Annotated in this window: 18 protein-coding genes and 4 pseudogenes; 9 read left to right on the forward strand and 13 right to left on the reverse strand. The window is 70.0% G+C overall.

The genetic code is table 11. The annotated features are described in order from the left end of the window. The first annotated feature begins 211 nt into the window (after positions 1-211). On the forward strand, positions 212-802 hold the full coding sequence (locus ACFV9D_RS27045; protein ID WP_385151401.1) for a class F sortase: 591 nt from the start codon (positions 212-214) through the stop codon (positions 800-802). 100 nt (positions 803-902) lie between these two features. After that, positions 903-1,085, forward strand: a complete 183-nt coding sequence (locus ACFV9D_RS27050; RefSeq protein WP_385151403.1) for a hypothetical protein — start codon at positions 903-905, stop codon at positions 1,083-1,085. Between the two features lie 151 nt (positions 1,086-1,236). On the opposite strand, the gene ACFV9D_RS27055 is transcribed toward ACFV9D_RS27050, so the two are convergent. After that, positions 1,237-1,629 carry a nuclear transport factor 2 family protein gene (locus tag ACFV9D_RS27055; protein WP_385151406.1) on the reverse strand — a complete coding sequence of 131 codons (393 nt, stop codon included), beginning with the start codon at positions 1,627-1,629 and terminating at the stop codon, positions 1,237-1,239. Positions 1,630-2,557: 928 nt separating this feature from the next. Here ACFV9D_RS27055 and ACFV9D_RS27060 point away from each other — a divergent pair. The 3 genes from ACFV9D_RS27060 to ACFV9D_RS27070 all read left to right on the forward strand — a co-directional run bounded on the left by ACFV9D_RS27060 (position 2,558) and on the right by ACFV9D_RS27070 (position 5,347). Next, the gene (locus ACFV9D_RS27060) at positions 2,558-4,021 is read left to right on the forward strand and encodes a LuxR C-terminal-related transcriptional regulator (RefSeq protein ID WP_385151408.1); all 1,464 of its coding nucleotides are present in this window, start codon (positions 2,558-2,560) and stop codon (positions 4,019-4,021) included. A 112-nt stretch (positions 4,022-4,133) separates the two neighbouring features. Beyond that, entirely contained in the window at positions 4,134-5,030 is an 897-nt protein-coding gene (locus ACFV9D_RS27065) for an alpha/beta fold hydrolase (RefSeq protein WP_385151411.1), read from the forward strand. 38 nt (positions 5,031-5,068) lie between these two features. Beyond that, positions 5,069-5,347 carry a hypothetical protein gene (locus tag ACFV9D_RS27070; protein ID WP_385151414.1) on the forward strand — a complete coding sequence of 93 codons (279 nt, stop codon included), beginning with the start codon at positions 5,069-5,071 and terminating at the stop codon, positions 5,345-5,347. Here the strand turns inward: ACFV9D_RS27070 and ACFV9D_RS27075 are convergent. The 5 genes and pseudogenes from ACFV9D_RS27075 to ACFV9D_RS27095 form a co-directional block, all read right to left on the reverse strand. After that, positions 5,253-6,120, reverse strand: a pseudogene (locus tag ACFV9D_RS27075) (acetoacetate decarboxylase family protein). The gene ACFV9D_RS27070 and the pseudogene ACFV9D_RS27075 overlap by 95 nt on opposite strands. A 398-nt stretch (positions 6,121-6,518) precedes the next feature. Beyond that, positions 6,519-7,064, reverse strand: a complete 546-nt coding sequence (locus ACFV9D_RS27080; protein WP_385151417.1) for an SDR family NAD(P)-dependent oxidoreductase — start codon at positions 7,062-7,064, stop codon at positions 6,519-6,521. Continuing rightward, a complete protein-coding gene (locus tag ACFV9D_RS27085; RefSeq protein ID WP_385151420.1) occupies positions 7,061-7,291 on the reverse strand; it encodes a hypothetical protein in 231 nt (76 codons plus the stop codon). Before ACFV9D_RS27085 ends, ACFV9D_RS27080 begins: the two co-directional genes overlap by 4 nt. A gap of 408 nt (positions 7,292-7,699) precedes the next feature. Then, the gene (locus ACFV9D_RS27090; protein ID WP_385151740.1) at positions 7,700-8,032 is read right to left on the reverse strand and encodes a hypothetical protein; all 333 of its coding nucleotides are present in this window, start codon (positions 8,030-8,032) and stop codon (positions 7,700-7,702) included. Then, positions 8,017-8,457 (reverse strand): annotated as a pseudogene (locus tag ACFV9D_RS27095) (hypothetical protein); the annotation flags it as partial. The pseudogene ACFV9D_RS27095 and the gene ACFV9D_RS27090, both read right to left, overlap by 16 nt. 97 nt (positions 8,458-8,554) lie before the next feature. Here ACFV9D_RS27095 and ACFV9D_RS27100 point away from each other — a divergent pair. Further along, complete coding sequence (locus ACFV9D_RS27100; RefSeq protein WP_385151423.1) at positions 8,555-9,202, forward strand: TetR/AcrR family transcriptional regulator; 648 nt, start codon at positions 8,555-8,557, stop codon at positions 9,200-9,202. On the opposite strand, the gene ACFV9D_RS27105 is transcribed toward ACFV9D_RS27100, so the two are convergent. Further along, positions 9,184-11,331: a SpoIIE family protein phosphatase gene (locus ACFV9D_RS27105; protein WP_385151426.1), complete on the reverse strand. Its 2,148-nt coding sequence runs from the start codon at positions 11,329-11,331 to the stop codon at positions 9,184-9,186. The two genes, ACFV9D_RS27100 and ACFV9D_RS27105, sit on opposite strands and share 19 nt — an antisense overlap. 141 nt (positions 11,332-11,472) lie before the next feature. Next, positions 11,473-11,709 carry a hypothetical protein gene (locus ACFV9D_RS27110; protein WP_385151429.1) on the reverse strand — a complete coding sequence of 79 codons (237 nt, stop codon included), beginning with the start codon at positions 11,707-11,709 and terminating at the stop codon, positions 11,473-11,475. Between the two features lie 569 nt (positions 11,710-12,278). On the opposite strand from ACFV9D_RS27110, the pseudogene ACFV9D_RS27115 reads away from it, so the two are divergent. Next, positions 12,279-12,416: pseudogene (locus ACFV9D_RS27115) on the forward strand (transposase); the annotation flags it as partial. A 259-nt stretch (positions 12,417-12,675) separates the two neighbouring features. On the opposite strand, the gene ACFV9D_RS27120 reads toward ACFV9D_RS27115, so the two are convergent. After that, positions 12,676-12,843 carry a hypothetical protein gene (locus ACFV9D_RS27120; protein WP_385151763.1) on the reverse strand — a complete coding sequence of 56 codons (168 nt, stop codon included), beginning with the start codon at positions 12,841-12,843 and terminating at the stop codon, positions 12,676-12,678. On the opposite strand from ACFV9D_RS27120, the gene ACFV9D_RS27125 reads away from it, so the two are divergent. Then, complete coding sequence (locus ACFV9D_RS27125; protein ID WP_385151743.1) at positions 12,817-13,122, forward strand: hypothetical protein; 306 nt, start codon at positions 12,817-12,819, stop codon at positions 13,120-13,122. The genes ACFV9D_RS27120 and ACFV9D_RS27125 overlap by 27 nt on opposite strands. After that, positions 13,047-13,391 carry a hypothetical protein gene (locus tag ACFV9D_RS27130; protein WP_385151766.1) on the forward strand — a complete coding sequence of 115 codons (345 nt, stop codon included), beginning with the start codon at positions 13,047-13,049 and terminating at the stop codon, positions 13,389-13,391. The genes ACFV9D_RS27125 and ACFV9D_RS27130 overlap by 76 nt, the downstream gene beginning before the upstream one ends. A 150-nt stretch (positions 13,392-13,541) precedes the next feature. Here ACFV9D_RS27130 and ACFV9D_RS27135 read toward each other — a convergent pair whose 3' ends face one another. The 4 genes and pseudogenes from ACFV9D_RS27135 to ACFV9D_RS27150 all read right to left on the reverse strand — a co-directional run bounded on the left by ACFV9D_RS27135 (position 13,542) and on the right by ACFV9D_RS27150 (position 19,487). Further along, positions 13,542-14,411 carry a hypothetical protein gene (locus ACFV9D_RS27135; RefSeq protein WP_385151432.1) on the reverse strand — a complete coding sequence of 290 codons (870 nt, stop codon included), beginning with the start codon at positions 14,409-14,411 and terminating at the stop codon, positions 13,542-13,544. A gap of 35 nt (positions 14,412-14,446) precedes the next feature. Then, positions 14,447-14,932: pseudogene (locus ACFV9D_RS27140) on the reverse strand (FAD-binding protein); the annotation flags it as partial. A 326-nt stretch (positions 14,933-15,258) separates the two neighbouring features. Then, positions 15,259-18,375 carry a glycoside hydrolase family 3 N-terminal domain-containing protein gene (locus tag ACFV9D_RS27145; RefSeq protein WP_385151435.1) on the reverse strand — a complete coding sequence of 1,039 codons (3,117 nt, stop codon included), beginning with the start codon at positions 18,373-18,375 and terminating at the stop codon, positions 15,259-15,261. A 131-nt stretch (positions 18,376-18,506) separates the two neighbouring features. Continuing rightward, positions 18,507-19,487, reverse strand: a complete 981-nt coding sequence (locus tag ACFV9D_RS27150; protein ID WP_385151438.1) for a LacI family DNA-binding transcriptional regulator — start codon at positions 19,485-19,487, stop codon at positions 18,507-18,509. Positions 19,488-19,499: the final 12 nt, after the last annotated feature.

Consider the following 19,499-nt stretch of genomic DNA (forward strand, 5'->3'; position numbering starts at 1 on the left):
GGGCCGCCTCCCGGAAGGCGGCCCTGCGCCCGGCCCACCCTCTTCCGCCTCACCAATCCCAGCCCGCCGCCCGAATCTGAAAGGTGCCCCTTTGACGACCCGACCAGACCCCGCTGGCGCGGGAGCGCCCCGGCGTATCGCGCGGTGGGTTGTCCCCGCAGTGTTCTGGACGCTGGTGCTGGCTGTGCTCCTGCTCGTCTTCGGTCCAGGGATGTTCGCACAGGACGCGACTGCTCCGGCCAAGCCCGCGGCCTCTTCCGTGGCCGGACACGGTCCGGCGGCCGCTCCGGACACGTCCCGCCAGGCTTCGCCGAGCGTCGTCCCACCGGCCGGTCCGGCGATGCCGAGGTCGGCTCCTACACGCCTGAAGATTCCCAAGATCGGAGTGGACGCGCCGTTCACCGGCTTGGAGATCGGCCCTTCCGGCGCCCTGGACCCGCCCCCGGCGGACGACACGAACCTGGTCGGCTGGCACACCTCCGGCATCTCCCCTGGCGAGCGGGGAACTGCACTCATCGCCGGCCACCTCGACACCGCCACTGCCCCGGCCGTCTTTGCCCGACTCGGCGAACTCACGCCCGGAGACAGCTTCGAGGTCAGGCGCGCTGACGGCACCACCGCCGTCTTCCTCATCCACTCCGTGGAAAAATTCCACAAGGACGACTTCCCCGACCAGCGCGTCTACGACGACACCCCCGACGCACTCGCGCGACTCATCACGTGCGCGGGCAGCTATGACCGCACAGCGAAGGACTACACCGAGAACCTCGTGGTCTTCGCCCAACTGAACCCCGCTGCCTGACACGGCATTGCATCGGCAGGCCAGCCAGAGATCGGCGGCGCTGGACGCCGGCGAGATGATTCGTTCCGGCCCTCCCGCCGGGTCGGTAACGTCCCAGCCCATGAGCACACACCGAGCTTCTCCGGGCGAGCCGTGGCAGCGCCGCGCGGCTCGGGCCGCGTACGGCCGGCGCCCGGTCCGTACCAGCGTGCTCGTCCCGGCCCTGCCGTACATGCAGCTCATGGATCGGCACCACCTGGCGGTCGGGCCCGCCGCCCGCACTAACGACGTTGTCGGCTATTGATGTTCGGGCGCGCTGGCCTGGAGGGTCGGCCGACGGGTGATTCAGCAGGCCGTCGTGTGGACGAGCACGAGTTCGGTGGTCCAAGAGCCTCAGGCCCACCAGCAGCCGAAGGACCGGCTCGGCACCGCTGCCGCTGGCTTCCGGCGTGTCCCTACGACCAGAACTCGTCGTATGTCGCTTGATCGGCCCAGAGCTCCCAACCTTCGATGATCTTGCCGTCGCTGATGTGGAAGACGATGACATAGTCCATATCGAGCTCCTTACCCGCGCGCGACGCGGTGGCATGGAGCAGAGCGACCGTATGGGCATCGTTCGCGAGAACATCGTGGAGCTGGGGGCGGTACGTGCCACCTGACAGCTCGAAGTCCCGGGCGAACATCTCGAACGTGGCTTCGCGACCCTGGTAGTCCCCCGACAGCGGTCCCCGGCCCCCCAAGTGCCATGCAACATCGGGATGGAAGACCTCCGCCAGTGTGTTCATGTCGCCGGCCGAGAAGGCCGCCATCGCTCGCTGGAACACACCGATGTGCGGGTGGTCCGTCATCGCTTCCTCCCTTCGCTGGCTGTGAACGTAGCCCGAAGCCGGCTAGCAGGGCGAGGGCGCACCGTCCGGGCAGGTGCTGTCACCTGATCGGGCCCGCCGCCCGCACTGAGTGGGCCTGTTGAGATTGCGACGGGTCTCACGTGCGTCGGCCGGGAGGCGGGCGACCCCCCGGATGCGGCCTCGGGCGGTGGGGCCGCCAACGCGCGGCCCTCCCTTTGAGCTGCGCGCCTCGATCGCGCCCGGCGACGGCGACGGCCCGGAGCCAGGGACCGTGGGCCTCATGCAGGCGATCCGGCAACCGGAGCGGTGGGGGACGCCGACGGCGGCGGGCATGTACTTCCGAGGGCCGAAAACGAAAGGGCCCGCTCGCGGAGCCGTCAAGGTCGCCCTCACATGTGGCGTCCGCCGCCGAGCACGATCCGTGCGCAGCGTGATCGTCCGGTGACGCTTCCCGTGCGAGTGGGAAGCCTGCGAGGAAGTGTGGCCCACCGCGCGGGACAGGGCTGGTGTGCGGAAGCCGTTCGGTTCGGGTGCAGGTGCTGGGCCGGTTGCGGGTCTGTCCCCAACTTCCTCCGCGACCAGGCACCCGTGTGCCCGGCCACCAGTGGCGCGGTCCGTCTGACTCACGGAAAGCGTCCCTGGGGGACGAATGGATGCCTCCTTGCCTGTCAAATAGAATCGAGGTACTCCCGGAGACCCATGAAGCAGAGCTGGGAAGGCGGCCGTCATGGCTGGGTCCGGCGATCTTGAGCGGGGCCGGGCGGCCTACGCCGTGCGTGCGTGGGCGGATGCCCACAAGGCTCTGGAACTGGCGGATCGGGCGACTCCGCTGAGTGCCGAGGACCTCGAACTCCTCGCCACTTCCGCCCACATGACAGGCCGCCACGAGGACATGGTGAGCGCGCTGGCGAGGGCGTACGGCTCGTACGTGGAGGCTGGACGGGCGCTGAACGCGGTGCGCTGCGCCGTCTGGGCGGGGTTGGATCTGGCATTCAGAGGGGAGATGGGCCGCGCGACCGGGTGGTTCGGGCGGGCGCATCGGCTGGTCGCGGTCGAAGAGGGCGCCTGCGCCGAGGAGGGCTGGCTGCTCATGCCGGCCGTCATGGGGCAGCGGGCGGGCGGTGACTACGCCGGCGCCTACGCCACCGCGGGCCGGGCAGTCGTGATCGCGGAACGGTTCGGGGACGCGGACCTGCTCGCCCTCGCCCTGCAAGAGCAGGGGCACTCACGAGTGAGGGAGGGGCGGGTTGAGGAGGGGCTCAGGCTCCTTGACGAGGCCATGGTGGCCGTCACCGCGAATGACCTCTCTCCCATCGTCACCGGTGTCATCTACTGCGAGGTGATCGACGCCTGCCGTGCGGTGTACGAGCTCCGCCGCGCGCAGGAGTGGACCGAGGCGCTCGCGGCGTGGTGCCGGCAGCAGCCCGGCATGGTGGCTTTCACCGGCCAGTGCCTCGTATATCGCGCCGAGATCATGGAGTTGCATGGTGCGTGGCGGGACGCGTTGGTGGAGGCGGAACGGGCGGGCGAGCGGTTCCGGCAGGAGAAGAGACAGGGGGCTTCCGCTCAGTCCTCCTACCGACAGGCGGAGATCCACCGCTTGCAAGGGGCTTTCGCGGCGGCCGAGGAGGCGTATCGGGACGCCAGCCGGTGCGGAGGGGATCCGCAGCCGGGGCTGGCCCTGCTGCGGCTGGCCGAGGGGAACGAGGGTGCCGCAGTCGCCGCGATCCGTCGGGCGATCGAGGAGACCACCGAGCCCTTGGAGCGGGCGAGGCTGTTGCCCGCCTGCGTCGAGATCATGCTGGCCGTGGGAGAAACGCAGGCTGCGCGAAGCGCCTGTGACGAGCTCGGGGGTGTCGCCGAGAACTACCGGACCGGCGTACTGCCTGTGATTGCGACGGCCACCCGTGGCATGGTGCAGCTGGCGGCCGGTGACGCACGGTCTGCCCTGATCGCACTCCGTAAGGCCGCGCAGGCATGGCGGGAACTCGATGCACCGTACGAGACAGCACGGATGCGCATGTTCATGGGCACAGCATGCCGTGCTCTGGCCGACGACGAGACGGCGGCCCTGGAACTCGAGGCGGCCCGTGCCGTGTTCGAGCGTCTTGGAGCCGCACCGGACGTCGAACGGGTCGACTCGATCACTCGGGATGCCGCCGCGGCCGAGGAGGCGTCTGGGCACGTCCCCGGGAGTGTCCTCGGGCTGACACCGCGGGAGCAGGTCGTGCTGCGCCTGGTCGCCGCCGGGAAGCACAACAGGGAGATCGCGTCCGCCCTGGTCATCAGCGAGCACACGGTCGCGCGGCACATGCAGAACATCTTCGCCAAGCTCGACGTGTCGTCGCGGACCGCCGCAAGTGCTTACGCGCACGAACACCACCTCGTCTGACGCCCGAGTGGTCAGAAATGACCACGCCTTTCTCCGGGGCCCAGTTGGTGATTCCGGGCGATGCCGGCCGTCGTCGCCACGAGGACGCTGAGAGCGGATGGAGGTGGCAACGATGGCAATGATGAACACGTCCTACGCCGACAGCGACATCCGCGAGCGGCTCCTCGCGGGGTTCCCCGCCACGGAACGACGAATCGACCTGGCAGGTATCCCGACTGCCGTGCTGGCAGGTGGTGACGGCCCGCCGCTGGTCCTGCTGCACGGCCCCGGGGAGTTCGCCGCGACCTGGATGCGCGTGATGCCGGACCTGATGGCGACCCATCGCGTGATCGCTCCCGATCTGCCCGGCCACGGCGCCTCCGAGGTGGGCGACGGCCTGCTGAAGGCCGATCGCGTTCTGGCGTGGCTCGACGAGCTGATCGAGCGGACCTGTACGTCGCGCCCCGTCCTGGCCGGACATCTGCTCGGCGGCGCCATCGCAGCCCGCTTCGCCTGCGATCACGGAGACCGGATCGGCCGGCTGGTCCTCGTGGACACGTACGGCCTCGGCCGGTTCCGGCCCGCCCCCAAGTTCGCCCTCGCCATGGTCCGTTTCATGGCACGGCCCACGGAGCGAGCGCAGGACCGGCTCATGGCGGCGTGCATGACCGACCTGGGCAGGCTGCGCGAACAGCTCGGAAATCGCATGGAGTTGCTGGAGGCGTACGCTCTCGACCGCGCCCGTACGCCGGGCCAGAAGGCCGCTCTCCGCAGCCTCATGCCGGAGTTCGCGATGGCCCCGATCCCGGCGGAGGCCCTGACGCGGATCGCCGTACCCACGAGCCTGATCTGTGGGAGGCACGACCTCCAGGTGCGGCTGAGGGTCGCCGAGGCCGCGAGCGCCCGATACGGATGGCCGCTGTACGTGATCGAGAACGCCGCCGACGACCCCGCCTTCGAACAGCCCGAGGCCTTCCTGGACGCGCTACGGACGGAGATCGACACCCCCCTTTCCCCGCACACCACATGATCAAGAGGACAGGGACAACCGACCAGAGGGAGACCGTCATGGCGATCGCAATGCTGGTGGATAACCCACACGGCACGCAGGAGATCTACGACAAGGTCCGGGAGCAGCTGGGCTTGCAGGAGAAGCCCGCGGGTGGCATCTTCCACGCCGCCGGACCGAGCCCGAACGGTGGTTGGCGGGTCATTGAGATCTGGGAGTCGGAGGACGACGCGAAGCGCTTCATCAAGGAGCGTCTCGCACCTGCCCTCCAGGCCGCCGGCGCGGTGGGCCCGCCTCCCACGCCGCAGTTCTGGCCCGTCTACAACTACATGGCCTAGCCGCGACGCAGCATGGTCGGCCGTCAGCTTCGGCTGACGGCCGACCTGTGCTCCTGAGCGCTCTTCGGGCGTGAGGACGGCCCGGTGTCGCGACGGGGGCGTCGGTTCCACGGCTCCGCAAGGCGTGCCTCAGGCTCGTCGGGGCAGCACCGCCTGGGCCGGCCGCGGCCGCGGTGAGCTTGCCGACGGCGTGCACGACCGGGATCGGCGGGGAGCCGGCGGTCAGGTCGACGCGGTGGAGGCGGGCCTGGAGGACCGGGCCGAGGCCCATCTGGTCGAGCGGGTCGCGTACCGAGCCGCCGACAGTAAGCTCGAAGTCGGTGACCTCGCGTACGTCGAGGGGGTGTTCGCCGGGTGTGAAGCCGACGATGCGGGGCAGGGCCGCTCCGGTGAGGCCCACGGCGTTGCGGTGCGGGCGACAAAGGATGGGCGGTGGGTCGTCGATCCGCTCGCCGAGGGTGCCGCCCATGGTGATCAGCGTGCTGCCTCGTCTGCGTGCCTCGGCGTGGATGGTGTCGCCGTCGAGGTGCCATTCGATCTCGCCCAGCTTCTTGGGGGTAGCCGAGCAGTTCACGGCCGAGGATGAGCGCGACGTCGTCGTCGAGGATCATCCAGGGGCAGTGGATGCCGGTGCGGCGGCCGACCTGGATGTGCACGAACACCCCGGCCTCGTGATAGACGGAGCCGTAGGTGCAGTCGGGGAAGAACGCGGTGAACACGTCCGCCCGGGCTGGCTCGGCGAGTCGGACTCCGAACGGCAGCCAAGGCCGCATCCGTTCGGGGTCGACCTCGGCGGTCGCGGTGAAGTAGTGCGCGTCGCGGTACAAGGTGCGGCGCGGGTTGCCCAGGGTGAGCAAGCGCCGCAGGTCGGAGGCCAGGCCGCGGCCTTGGGTGCGGGTGGTGGGTTGCCAGTCGGTCACGTCAACCTCCTGTACACCGCGCGCAGCGGCCGGCCGGTGACCCCGCGGGGGGTGTACTGCCCGCTGACCGTCTGCACCTTGGCGAAGGCCCCCGGAACGACACGCCGTCTGCCCCGGGCCATGCCGGCGATGGCCTGCCGTGCGGCCTGTTCGGCCGATACCCACAGGGGGCCGGGGACCAGCCGGCCGACCGCTGGTACGTCGGCGACGCGGGTGAACTCGGTGCGTACCGGGCCGGGGGCAAGAAGGGTTCAGCCGACCCCGCTGCCGGCGAGTTCGGCGTGCAGGGATTCGGCGAAGGTGTTCGCGAACGCCTTCGAGGCGGCGTAGGTGGTGTTGTTCGGGCCGGGCTGGTTGCCCGCGGTGGATCCGGTGATCAGGATCGCGCCCGCCCTGCGCTCCAGCATCCCCGGCAGCACCGCCAGGGTCGGCTCGTGCACAGCCATCACGTCCAGCTCGACCTGCAGCCGCTCCCGCTCCGGCGCGAGCGTGGACAGCGGGCCGTACGTGGCGAAGCCCGCGTTGTTGCACAACACCGCGATGTCCCGGGGCGCGAGCTCCGCGACCAGCTTCGCCCGTTCCTCCCGGTCGCCGAGGTCGCAAGGACGCACCTCCGCCTGGACGCGGTAACGCTCGGTCAGCTGCCCGGCGAGCGCATCCAGCCGGTCCTGGCGGCGGGCCACCAGGATCAGCGAGTGGCCGCGGGCGGCCAGGCCCTCGGCGAGCGCGGCGCCGATGCCGGACGACGCGCCGGTGACCACGGCCCGGCTGCGTGATGTGGGGGTGGGCAGGCTCATGCGGACAGCTCCTTCTCGACGAGGTCGGCGACGTCGGCGGCGTCCGGGACGTTCACCGGAGGCGGGTGCGGAAGCTCGGGTACGGGCGCGCGGTGCGCGCTCCACGACGCCACACCGCCCCCGAGCAGCCGGGCCTGGCGGCCGTAGGCGCGCACGATCCGGCGCAGCAGGCGGATCCGGGTGAGGATCTCCGCTGACCCGGCCAGGATCGAGCTGCGCGCCGCCATGCGGCGGGCGACCAGGCCGGACAGCGGGATGGGGGAGCAGCGGTTGCGCGAGGACCGCTTCGGCGCGGAACTCCGAGCCGTGCGAGATGACCCTCCCGGCGCCGGAGCGGTGCGCGACCAGGCCCCAGATGTAGAGGTTGGCGTAGCGGGGCACGAGCACGTGCTCGATCAGCAGCGGCTTGCCGTTCTCCCACACGAACAGCGACTCGTCCAGGAACGGGAACCGGGTGCGGAACCCGGTGGCCCACACGATGGTGTCGTACCCCCACTGGTGCCGTCGACGAAGTGAACCGTGGATCCGTCGAAGCGGGCGATCTCCTTGCGCGGCCGGACCTTGCCGTGCACCAGCTCGTACATCAGCGAGGAGTTGACCGTGACGTCCTTCCTGAACAGCTTGTGGTCGGGCCGCTAGAGCCCGTACCGCTCGTAACGCCCGTAGGACAGCCGCAGCAGCGCCTTGAAGCCGAGGCCCTGCACCGGCATCGGCAGCCACACCCGGTCCAGTTCCGAGGCCGGGATCCCGAAGATCCTCTTCGGGATGAACCAGTACCCGGAGCGCATGGACATGTCGGCGCTGCCGAAGGTGGCCGCCGCCTCGACCGCGAGGTCGCTGGCCGAGTTGCCGCCGCCGACCACGAGCACCCGGCCGCCGGTGCCGAAGTCGGCGGGGCGCTTGTCGTCCTTGGAGTGCAGCCGGCGCCGCTGAACGTGCCGGGGTACGCGGGGATGGTGCGCTCCCAGTAGCGGCCGTTGGTCACGACGACCCCGGCGTACTCGCGCTGCTCACCGGTCGACAGCGTGACGCGCCAGCCGGCCATGATGGTGCGGTCCAGCGGCCGCACCTCGACGACCTCGGTGTCGAACTCGATGTGCTCGCGCAGGTGGAAGTGGTCCACGTAGTCGATCAGGTACCGCAGCATCTGCGCCTGGCCGGGGAACGTGGGAAAGTCGGCCGGCATCGGGTACTCGACGTACTGCGTGGACTTCTTCGAACTGATCAGGTGCGTCGAGTCGTAGACCCCGTGCGCCCAGTTCCCGCCGATCTCGCCGGTGGCCTCGACTTGGTCGTACGGGATGCCCGCCTGCCGCAGGGCACGCGCCAGTCCGTTGCCGACGTAGCCGGCGCCGATGATGCACAAGCGCTCTGGTGTGCCGGTGGTCGTCATCGGCCCTCCCTTCCCGCAATTTCTACACGCCTGTAGCTTTCATTGCTACGGGACTGTAGCTACAGGGATGTAGCTTCACAAGGGTAGGATTGGGGTCATGACATCCTCCAGCACGGCCCGCAAGCGCCCGTACGCCCCACGTATGGCCCCGGCCGAGCGGCGCGAGCAGCTGCTGGACACCACCCTGAAGATCATCAACACCGAGGGGGTGGCCGGGGTCTCCGTCGACGCGGTGGCCAAAGCGGCCGGTGTGACCAGGCCGGTCGTCTACGGCCAGTTCACCGACACGAACCACATCCTGCGCGACCTGCTCCGTCGCGAAGGCGAACGCGCCCTCGCTCAGATCGCCGACACCCTCCCCGCCGACCTCGCCGACGCCGACCCGGTCGACACCTTCACCCACGTCGCCGAGGGCTTCTTCACCGCCGTCACCACCCACCCCGACCGGTGGCGCGCCATCCTCCTGCCCGTCGACGCCACACCCCCGCCCGTACGCACGTACCGCCGGCAGGCCGAAGCCGCCATCCGCGCACAGTTCGCCGACATCACCCGCCACTTCCTCGCAGGCCGCCCGGGCACCGAGACCATCGACGTCGCCCTCCTGGCCCACCTCCTGCTCACCGCCATGGAGGAAGGCGGCCGACTCGTCCTGGCCGACCCCGACGGCTACCCGCCCGAACGACTCACCGCCATGGCCCGATTCATGGTCGAGACCTTCTTCGCTCGCTATCCGGCTGGCCGTTGAGGTGGTCGGCCCTGCTCTTTGGTGTCGATAGCTCTGCCTGACGTCATCCCAGGCTGTGTGGGCGTGGCCTGTGCGATGAGGATGGCGACGTCGTCGTGGTCGTCGGGGTGTCGCAGGGTGTGCAGGAGCCACTGACAGGTGTCGTCCAGGGGTCGGCGTGATTCATCGAGGGTGTGCAGCAGGGTGTCGAGGCGTTCGTCGATGGGGTGGTGGCGGGTTTCGACGAGCCCGTCGGTGTAGAGGACGAGCCGGTCGCCAGGATTCAGCTCGAAGGCCGTGGTGTCGAAGGGGATGCCGCCGACGCCGAGGGGTGCTCCGGTGGGCAGGTCGAGCAGCCGGGGGTGCCGGCCGACCGCGGCGAGGACGGGCGGGAGGTGTCCGGCGTTGGAGATGCGGCACCAGTGGTCGTGGGGGTCGTAGACGGCGTAGACGCAGGTGGCGATGGAGTGCTCGAGCCCGCGGGTGAGCTTGTCCAGGTGCTGCAGCACCTGATCGGGATCCAGGTCGAGGTCGGCGAAGGCACACGTGGCGGTGCGTAGGCGTCCCATGGTGGCGGCGGCGTCGATGCCGTTGCCCATGACGTCGCCGACGACCAGGGCCGTCCTGTCGCCGGCCAAGGGGATGACGTCGTACCAGTCGCCGCCGACCTCGCTGGATGCCTGGGCGGGCTGGTAGAGGGAGGCGACCTCCAGCCCTGTCAGTTGGGGCGGTGTGCCGGGCAGCAGACTGCGTTGCAGGGTCTCGGCGGTATTGCGCACGCTCTCGTGCCAGCGGGCGTTGTCGATGCAGACGGCAGCACGCGCGGCGAGCTCGCCGGCGAGGAGGACGTCGTCTTCGTCGAAGGGGAGCGGGTTGCGGGCGCGCAGAAGGTCGAAGGCGCCGAGGATCTCGCCGCGGGCGATCAGCGGCACGGCGAGGTAGGAGTGTGCGCCTGCCTGCGCGAGGACGGCCGCGGATTCGGGACTGCGAGCGATGTGCAGGAGATCCGTACTGCCGACGCGGGCCACGAGAACCGGCCGACCTGTGTGGACGCACTGGGTGACCAGGCGGTCGGCGCCGTAGGCGGCCAGATCCCCGACCTCGTCGGCGGCGGCGGTGATCTCGGTGGGATAGGCACTGGCCACGGCGAGCGCGCGGAACAGCTCCGGCCCCTCGTGGGACCCGTTGGCGCGGCGGAAGGCCAGGACGGCGTCGAGGACGTCGACCGCAGCGACATCGGCCAGATCGGGGACGGCGACCTGGGCCAGCTCGCGGGCGGTCTGCTCCACCCCCAGGGTGGTGCCGACGCGGGAGGAGGCGTCGGCGATCAGGGCCAGGCGGCGCCGGGCCCGGTCCGCCTCGGTCGCCGCCCGATGGCGTTCGGTGACGTCGACGACCGAGATGGCTACGCCGATGATCCGCCCGCCCGGGGCCTCGAGCCGGTAGTTGGACACCGACCACGCGTGATCACGATCCGGATCCGCCGCTGTGCGGCCGACGGTGTAGTGATCGATCAGCGGGGTCCCGGTGATCAGGACCTGCCGCAGCGCCGACTCGATGGTGTCGATGTCTATGGACGGCAGGATCTCGCGGGGTCGGCGTCCGAAGTGGTCGGCGGCGGGGATGCCGTTGATGCGCTCCAGGGCCGGATTGACCAGCAGGTAGCGCAGGTCGGTGTCCAGCAGAGCGATGCCGATCGGGGACTGCGACACCAGTCGCTGGGACAGGGCCAGGTCCGTCTCCACCCGCCGCAGCGTGCTCTGGTCGGCGGCGATGCCCAGGGCATAGACATCGCCGAGGTCGTCCAGCAGCCGCATGGCACGGAACTCCACCAGGCGCGTGCTGCCGTCCTTGTACCGAATCGGAAACGCGCCGGCCCAGTTCGCGCCGGTGCCCATCACCTCGGCGAACAGCTTGGCGACCAGGTCGTGGTGCTCCTTGTGGACCAGCAGGTCGGCCGCCCCGTGGCCAAGTGCCTCCTCGGCGGTGTAGCCGAACACCTCATCGGCCTGCGGGCTCCAGAACACGATCCGGCCATGGTCGTCCAGGACGACCGCGGCGACGCTGAGCACGTCGAGCAGCCCTCCCGGTGGCGTCGGCCCCGCCGGACGGTCCTGCTCCTTGCCCGGGTGCGGCTCCTGTGTACCCATCCCTGAAGGCTCCCTCCTCAGCAGAGCCCGCTCGCGTCGCGGGCCGGTCGAGGACTTCCCCTCCATGCTGCTCCCCGAGCCCGCGCCGCACGATCCGGACGCCGGGCGCGGCGCCCGGAGAACCCGGTAACGCGCGGTCGACTAGACGCTCACGATTCCGCGGGCCGGGCACAGAATGTCCCCGCGCTCACGGGACGGACGGCAGCCATGATGAGGCGAGGGCTGCACGCCGTACATGGCCGGGAGGACGGTGTACGTGTTGTGCCGGTGGCGCCGTTGCGCGTCGGCCAGGTCCTGGTCGTTGAGGCCGCCGGTCAGCGCCTGGCGCAGCTGGTCGAGGGTGGGCAGGCGGGCAAGGCCATCCGGTGTTCGGTACACCCGGCACGCCAGCCCCGTCGGGCGACCCGCCTCGGTGAACGGGTCGCGTCCGAGCTAAGTCCTGTCCGGCCGATCTTGGGCTGTGGGACGATGTCGTCTATGACTTGCATCCGAAGGGGCCGTGCCTCGTAGAACACCAGCCTCGCTTCGGTCACGGACACGCGGCTGGGGAAGCCCCTGGGCGCGGTGGCGCGATATCCCAGGTCTGTCGGGAGCGGCGAATGCTGCCGTCCGTGTGCTCGAACGGGAACGATTGTCTCCGGGCATCGTGGCGGTGGCGCTGAGCGTGTGGTCGGTGCGTGTTCACGGCACGAAGCGCCGATGGAGGCAGTGGGAGGCTGAATTCACCTGCCCCTGCTGCGGTGAGGGTTGGGCCCGGGACAAGCTGCAAGAGGCCTTGTTCATGCTTCCACCGAGGGCCGCCGGCGAACTCCGGGTGCAGGTCGAGCGCCTGGACGCGATGCTCCTCGGGCGCACGCATCACGAGCCAACGGCAGAGCCGGGGTTGGCTTGGTGGCATCGCAGGTGCTGACCGCACCCAAGTCGTCCACTGGATCGTTGGCTCTTGTGTGACTGGTCGGGGGGATCTGACAGAGGCGGAGTGGCGACGTCTGGAGCCGCTTCTACCGACGGGCAATAACCGCTGCGGGCAGTGGCGCGATCACCGCCAGGTGGTCAACGGCATCCTGCACAGAGTGCGGACCGGAGTGCAGGAGGTGAGGCGCTCGGTCGCTCCCGAGGAGGCTTCACCGGCCGAGGTGGTGGTGGCCATGGCACTTCCTCTCGCTTTGAGTCTCGTACGGGATCGGGCGCGGCGGTTGGGCCGAGACCGACGAGGTGTCGATGAACAGCGGCGGTTCGACCAGGAAGTACTTGACCGCGCGCTCGACCTGCTGTTCGTCCGCCGCAGCCCGCCGGCCTGGAGCCGCTCGAATGCCGCGTTGCCCTTCAGCTCGGCCCACCCGATCAAGCGCTGTGCGGCATCGGGACACCCAGGGCTCCCCCTGCGGTGACGATCTCGTTGTGGGTGTACTGGCCCTGCCTGCGCGCCTTCCACGCGGCCTTCTCCGGCGCGTACCCCAGCGCCGCGGCGAGCAGCCCTGCGGCATCGTCACCAACCTCCTCGATCAGCACCTCGCCGACATCGACCGTCGCATCGCCGACCTCCAGGCCCTGCGCACCACCCCCGGACTGCCCGCGCCAAGGCCGGTCAGGCCGTGGACCGGGGCGAGAACGTCGTGGTTTGCCACATCATCGAAGGCGTGCCCGCCGGGTCCTGACTGGCTCCAGGAGCGCCGAACGGCCGACGATTCAGTGCACGGCTCAGCATGTCGCGCATGTCGCGACGCCTGCCCCTGTCGCTCCGGACGTGGTCCGGAGTGCTGCTGGTGTGCGCGCTCTTCGCCTGTCTGACGGCGCTGGCGCGTCCCGCGGTGTCGATGCCGGGGCCGATGGGGATGTCCCCGCACGTCGCGATCAGCGGCCGTGCCGCGACTCCGGCCGCCGCCGAGTTGCCGGGCCGTGGCCCGGGCTGCCCGATGGCCGCTGAACAGCGCGTAGCGCCGCAGGGCATCGTCGCCCAGGACGGGTCGGCCATTCCCGTGCTCGCGGTCGCGTCGGACGCGACGCCCTGCTCGTCCGACATCCTGATGACGCAGCCCAACGCCCCCCGCCTACGGTAGCTCCTCCTGATCTGCACAGATTGTGCGTGTCACGGACGTGACAGCCGGCCACCCGTGAGGCGAACGCCTTTATCACCGCCCCGAACGGCGACCATGTGCCGGTCCGTCGGGGCGAGCATCCGGAGTGCCGTCGTCTGCTGGCCCCCTTGGTCAGAAGATGCGCTGGCCGGGCGTGAGGATGCCGTCGGGGTCGTAGCGGTGCCGGGCGGCTTCGAACTCGGTCCAGAAGGGGCCGAAATGGCGCACCCAGTCGTCCGTCGTGAGCGGTACAGACCCGATCGGGTACCAGCGACCGCCCGCGTCGAGTGTGGCGTCGTACTGGCTCCGGTTCGCGGCCACCATCTCCTCGGCGGAATCCGCTCCGGGGGAAGCGGTCTTGAGGAGGGAGAAGAGATAGACGAGCTCCTCGTCCGGCATGACCGGGAGCGGCGTCCTGCACTTGGCGGTGAGCACGGGGTAGAGCAGGATGACCGCGCTCGCGCCGATCGCGGAGGCCTTGAGGCCGGACAGCGTCTCCGTGACGACGTCGTTCACGGTGGACGCGGGGAGCAGGCTGTCGTACCAGGGATGGGGACGCTTCCACTCGCCCATGGACCTGAACGCCTCCACCGCCGGGGCGATCCGATTGAGGAAGTCGAAATAATCCATGTCCTGGGCCTCTACCGACGTGTGCTCCAGGTCGTCCGTGAGCCGGGCGTCGTCAGCGGCGGTCCCGTCGTAGGCGGCAGCCTCGATCATGTAGGTCCAGCCGTCCGGGGTGAGCAGGGCCTGGCCGACGAGGAAGTCGAACCGTCCTTCCTCGATCAGCTCGGCCTGCTGCGCGGTGAGCGCGGCGACAGTCGGGAACATCAGGACGTAGTGCCGTACGGAGCGGGGCGCGGGGACGAGTGAGATCGTGGCGCGGGTGACGATCGCGCACTGTCCGAGGCCGCCGAGGACCGCTCGGAACAGGTCGGGACGCACGGTGGGCGAGCAGGTCGTGATCTCGCCTTCACCGGTGACGACCTGGAGTTCGAGCACGTTGTCGACCTGCGTGCCGTAGCGACCGATCTGCCCGCCCAGGCCCCGGCCGACAGCGTGCCGCCTACGGACAGCTCCAGGTAGTCGGTGAAGGCCGGCGGCGTGAGCCCCACGGGCAGGGAGGTCCGAACCAGGGCGCTCCACAGGGCCCCGCTCTGAACTATGGCGGTGTCCTTGCGGATCTCGATGGAATCCAGAGAGCTGAGGTCGATGACGAGCCCGGACGGAACCTGGGCCTGTCCGTTGGTGGAGTGCCCCTGCCCCCGCCCGGCGACCTTCAGCCCGCGCTCCCGGCAGTAGCGCACCATCGCGGCGACGTCCTCGGCCGAACCGGGCCTGAGGACCGCGGCGGGCAGCTGCCGGACGAGTCCGCCGAAGTCGGCTGCCGCCGCTTCCAGGGCGTCCTGGTCGAAGCGCAGCTCCCCGTCCAGTGCGGGAACCGCGTCGAAGGCACTGCCGACGCCGGTGTCGACGGCCGGATCCGGCTGCGGGGAAGGAAGGTGAGGAGGCGTCACGCTCACTCCAGATCAACTCGGCTACAGGGGGCCGCCCCGACCCCCATGCGAGTCGGTCGACACAGTTCCTCCACATTGTGATCGTTGCCGTGTCAGAAGGTCCGCCAAATACCCAAGTCGGCGTCGGCAGTACCACGCGACGTGTCGTAGTCCTCCGAAGATTCAGAGCGGGCGGGCCCGGGTTCTGCCGTGCCCCGCACACGGACCTGTCCTATTCCTCCGCCTCCGCCTCCGTTGATCACGAGGGCCCGTCGTCCGGATCTTGATCGGGTCCGCACCGACCACGGGCGCGGGCGCGGGCCCCGGGTATCCGGGACCCGCACCCGGCCCGTTCAGGCGGCCCGGTAGGCGAGGGTCAGCTTGGTGACCGCGCCGGTCAGGTTTCCGGTGAGGAGCAGGTGGTCGGCTTCGGCGAACGGTCGGGCCGACGCCTCGGTGATGTCCTGGCCGATCTTCTGCTGGACGATCAGCCGGGCCTTGCCGATGAGTTCCCTGCCTTCCGGCGACGCGCCGCGGCCCGTCGCCTGGAGCACACGTGCCGCGAGACCGATGGCCTTCAGGGCGGTCTCCCCGCCGGCGGGCGTCGCGGTGAGGGTGGTCAGCCCCCAGCCGTACGGGAACTGCGGATCGTAAGCGGTGTCACCGACGTTGATCGGCAGCTGCGCCTCGGACTTCGGCCAGGTGACCGGGAGTTGACCGGTGAAGGGCCGCTTGCCGTAGAGGACGTCGGCGACACCGTCGCCCTCCGTGCCCGGCAACCAGGAGGCGACGAGGGCGTCGATGGCCCCCAGCCGGTCGCCGATGAGCTGCGGGCGGCCGGAGACGACCAGGACCGCGCACCTCATCGCCGCGCAGACCTTGTCGACGGACGCCTTGTCGGCGGCGGTCAGTTCGAGGTCGTTGCCGTTGCCGACGTCCCCGAACCCCTCGGCGTAGGGCGTCTCGCCGACGACGACCACACCGACGTCATAGCCGTCGGTCGCGGCCGAGGCGTCCTTGGAGTACGAGATCTCCGCGTCCGGAGCCGCCTTCCGCATGCCCTCGAGGATCGTGGTCCCGCTCGTGGTCCGGCCGGACGCGCCCTGCCAGCTGATCGTCCAGCCGCCCGCCTGGTTGCCGAGGTCGTCGGCGTTGGATCCGGCGACGTACACCTTCTGGGACTTCCTCAGCGGCAGGACGGCGCCGTCGTTCTTCAGCAGCACCTGGGATGCGGCGACGGCCTCTCGGGCCACGGCGCGGTGCTCGGGGGAGCCGATCGTGTCCATGTTCGAGGTGTCGGCCCAGGGCTGCTCGAACAGGCCCAGCTTGAACTTCTGGGTCAGGATCCGGGACACGGCGTCGTCGATTCGCGCCTCGCTGATGCGGCCGGCTGTCACCTCGTCCTGGAGGGTCTTCGTGAAGTCCTGGTAGTTCGTCGGCACCATGATCATGTCGAGGCCGGCATTCACCGACGTGCGTACATCGCTCGGGTAATCGCCGGGAATCTGGTCGATGGCCTGCCAGTCGCTGATCACGAAGCCCTCGAAGCCCATCCGGTCCTTCAGCACACCGTTGATCATCTCGGCGTTGGCGTGCATCTTCACCGGGCCCTGGTCGTCGCCCAGGACGTCCAGCGACGAATACGAGGGCATGACCGTTCCCGTACCGCGCTTCACCGCCTCGGCGAACGGCGCGAGATGTACGGCCTCGAGTTCCTCCCGGGTGACCTTGGTGACGCCCTGGTCGATCGTGTACGAGCCCGTGGTCGACGAGCCGAACTCGGTACCGCCGTCGCCGACGAAGTGCTTCGCACTCGTGAGCACCTTGTCATTGCGGTCGAGGTCCCTGCCGTTGCGGGCGCCCTGCATCCCGTTGATCACCGTCTCCATCGCGGTCACCAACGCGGGATCCTCGCCGAACGCCTCGTAGGAGCGGCCCCAGCGCTCGTCACGCGTGACGCAGAGGCAGGGGGCGAAGTCCCACGGGATGCCGGTGGCCCGGACCTCCTTCGCCGTGACGGCGCCGGTCCGCTCGGCGATCCTCGGATCACGCCCGGCTCCGATGCCGATGTTGTGCGGCATGATCGTCGAACCGATCACGTTGTTGTGGCCGTGCACCGCGTCCACGCCGTAGATCAGCGGGATCTGGAAGCGGGTCGCCCGAGCACGCAGCTGGTAGGAGTCGACCATCTTCGCCCATGCCTCGGGCGAGTTGGGGGTCGGCACCGAACCGCCGCCGGAGAGCAGCGAGCCGAGCTCGTACGCCGCGATGTCGCCCTGAGACCTGAGCGCGTTCCGCTCGGCCTGCGTCATCTGGCCGGCCTTCTCCGCCAGGGACATCCTCCCGAGCAGATCGGCGACGCGCTTCTTCATGGGCAGCTTCTTGTCGAGGTACGGCAGGCCGTGGGCGTTCACGACGACCATCGGGTTCTCGGCGGGGGCCTTCGCACCGGTCACGGCCAGCGTGAGCGGGATCGTTTCCGCCGACTCGTCGGAGGCGTCCTTCCGGGTGGCCACCGCGATCGAACGGGTCTCGCCGGATGCCGTGCCGGCCGGGAAAGTGATGGTGCCCGTGACCGGTGTGTAGTCCGTGCCGGACTCGGCACTGCCGTCGCCGGCGGTGTACGTGACGGTGACGGGTTCGTCGATCGGGCCGGATCCTGTGGTGGCGACCGAGAGTCTCACCTCCGCAGTCCCGCCCTCGGCGACCGGGTACACGGCGGCGCTGGTGACGACCTTGGTGTTCAGGGCCGGTTCGGCCTTGCCGTACAACTCCATGCCGTCGACGGCGAACGAACCGGGTGCGCCGGGCGGCAATGTCAGGGCGTAGCCCCACATCGCGTTCAGGCCGAGGACCTGGTCGATGCCGCCGACCGGCTGGTAGTCGGTCCGGTACCGGAAGTCGGCGAACGGGATCTCGACCAGGTGCCAGCCCTCCCAGTCATCGGTGAAGGACGTGGTCCACAGCTCGGACGCCTCGCCGTTCGCCCCGCCGTCCTTGATCTCGAAGTTGATGCGCTTGCCCGAACCGGGCGGCAGGGGAGCGGTGTTCTGGCCGTACCACCAGAAGCGGATGCCCTTGAAGGGAGTCCAGTCATGGGCGGGCTTGTCGAAGGCGAAGTCGTGGCTGAGCCCGCCCCACCCGCTGATGTCGTAGTCGCCCTCGAGGACCTTGGCGCCCTCGGGGGCGTCGGCGCGCTCGACGATCCGCAGCCTCGGCTGGTCGTCGGCGTCGCTTCCCCAGGTGAAGATTCCCTCCGCCGGCGGGCCCGCGAAAGGAATCTCCCCTTCGTACCGGTCGACTGCGACCGGTACGGGCTCGTCGGAGGCGGAGGCGGCGGCGCTCGGCAGGGCTCCGGCGAGCAGCCCGCCGAGTACGGCGGTGGCGGCGATCACCGCAGTACCGGTTCTGCGCCTGAAACGGCTTCGAAAGCGGCTACTGACGTGGCTTCCGATGCGGGGTCGTGGCATTGCGGCTCCTTCTTCGGGACACGGACGGACGGGGGCCGAGGGAGTGAGGGACCGGGGGAGCGGGGACCGGGGGACCGGGGACCCGGGAGAGCAGAGAAACGGCAGGGGTGGCGTCCGGGTGCCGCGCCGCTTCAGAGGGAGGGGGCGGAGCGTCGGACGACCAGTTCGGTGGGAAGGACGACCGGTTCGTCGGGGATGGCGCCGCCGGCCAGCCCGGCGAGCAGCATCCGGGCGGCCCTCTCGCCCATCTGCCGCATGGGCTGGCGGACCGTGGTGAGGGGCGGTTCGGTGTGCCGGGCCATGGGAATGTCGTCGAATCCGACGACCGCGACATCGTCCGGAACGCGGCGGCCCGCCTCGCGCAGGGAATGCAACACGCCTGCGGCGATCAGGTCGTTGTGCGCGAAGACGCAGTCGAAGTCCCAGCCCTCGGCGATGGCCCGCTCGACGCCCGATCGCCCCGTGTCCTCGGTGAACTCGCCCTCGACGATCAGACCGGTGGGCAGGACGTCGAGAAAGCCCTCCAGCCGGTCGCGCACGCAGCCGAAGTCGCGACGCCCGGTGATGACAAGAGGCTTGGAGCGATCCGAGGAGAGGAGATGGGCGGCGGCGGACGCGCCGCCGGCGCGGTTCGTGGTGGCGACCGACGGGAAGGCCGGGTGATGGCCTCGGTCGTCGATGAGTACGACGGGCAGGCCACGGCGGTGCATGGCCGCGATGGTCTCGAGGGTGTTCTCCGGCTCCACGACGAGGAGTCCGTCGAAGGCCCGGGCCGAGACCTGACCGGCGAAGTGGCGGACGGAGTCCGCGCCCCGGTTGCAGGTGAACAGCAGCAGACCGTATCCGGCGGCCTCGACGGTGTCGACGACGCCTTGGAGGACCTCGCCCATCCACGGCCAGGTGAGCGACGGCGTCAGCATGCCGATGGTCTGGCTGCTTCCACGGGCCAGGCCGACCGCCCCGGAGCTGGGCACATAGCCGAGTCCGGCGATCACTTCACGAACACGGGCCGCGGTGGTGGAGTCCACCTCCGCCCCGGAGTTCAGGACGCGTGAGACGGTGGTCTTGCTGACACCCGCCTCACGTGCGACGTCGGCGATGGTGACACGCATCGTGGGGCCTCC

Source organism: Streptomyces sp. NPDC059875 (genome assembly GCF_042731085.1).
Classification (GTDB): domain Bacteria; phylum Actinomycetota; class Actinomycetes; order Streptomycetales; family Streptomycetaceae; genus Streptomyces.

Bases quoted from the DNA above. Each gene is read 5' to 3' on its own strand.
- ACFV9D_RS27065 (WP_385151411.1), top strand. From the start codon at position 4,134: ATGGCAATGATGAACACGTCCTACGCCGACAGCGACATCCGCGAGCGG.
- ACFV9D_RS27070 (WP_385151414.1), top strand. From the start codon at position 5,069: ATGGCGATCGCAATGCTGGTGGATAACCCACACGGCACGCAGGAGATC.
- ACFV9D_RS27055 (WP_385151406.1), bottom strand. From the start codon at position 1,629: ATGACGGACCACCCGCACATCGGTGTGTTCCAGCGAGCGATGGCGGCC.
- ACFV9D_RS27150 (WP_385151438.1), bottom strand. From the start codon at position 19,487: ATGCGTGTCACCATCGCCGACGTCGCACGTGAGGCGGGTGTCAGCAAG.
- ACFV9D_RS27100 (WP_385151423.1), top strand. From the start codon at position 8,555: ATGACATCCTCCAGCACGGCCCGCAAGCGCCCGTACGCCCCACGTATG.
- ACFV9D_RS27045 (WP_385151401.1), top strand. From the start codon at position 212: ATGTTCGCACAGGACGCGACTGCTCCGGCCAAGCCCGCGGCCTCTTCC.
- ACFV9D_RS27105 (WP_385151426.1), bottom strand. From the start codon at position 11,331: ATGGGTACACAGGAGCCGCACCCGGGCAAGGAGCAGGACCGTCCGGCG.
- ACFV9D_RS27130 (WP_385151766.1), top strand. From the start codon at position 13,047: ATGTCGCGACGCCTGCCCCTGTCGCTCCGGACGTGGTCCGGAGTGCTG.
- ACFV9D_RS27145 (WP_385151435.1), bottom strand. From the start codon at position 18,375: ATGCCACGACCCCGCATCGGAAGCCACGTCAGTAGCCGCTTTCGAAGC.
- ACFV9D_RS27080 (WP_385151417.1), bottom strand. From the start codon at position 7,064: ATGAGCCTGCCCACCCCCACATCACGCAGCCGGGCCGTGGTCACCGGC.
- ACFV9D_RS27050 (WP_385151403.1), top strand. From the start codon at position 903: ATGAGCACACACCGAGCTTCTCCGGGCGAGCCGTGGCAGCGCCGCGCG.
- ACFV9D_RS27085 (WP_385151420.1), bottom strand. From the start codon at position 7,291: ATGGCGGCGCGCAGCTCGATCCTGGCCGGGTCAGCGGAGATCCTCACC.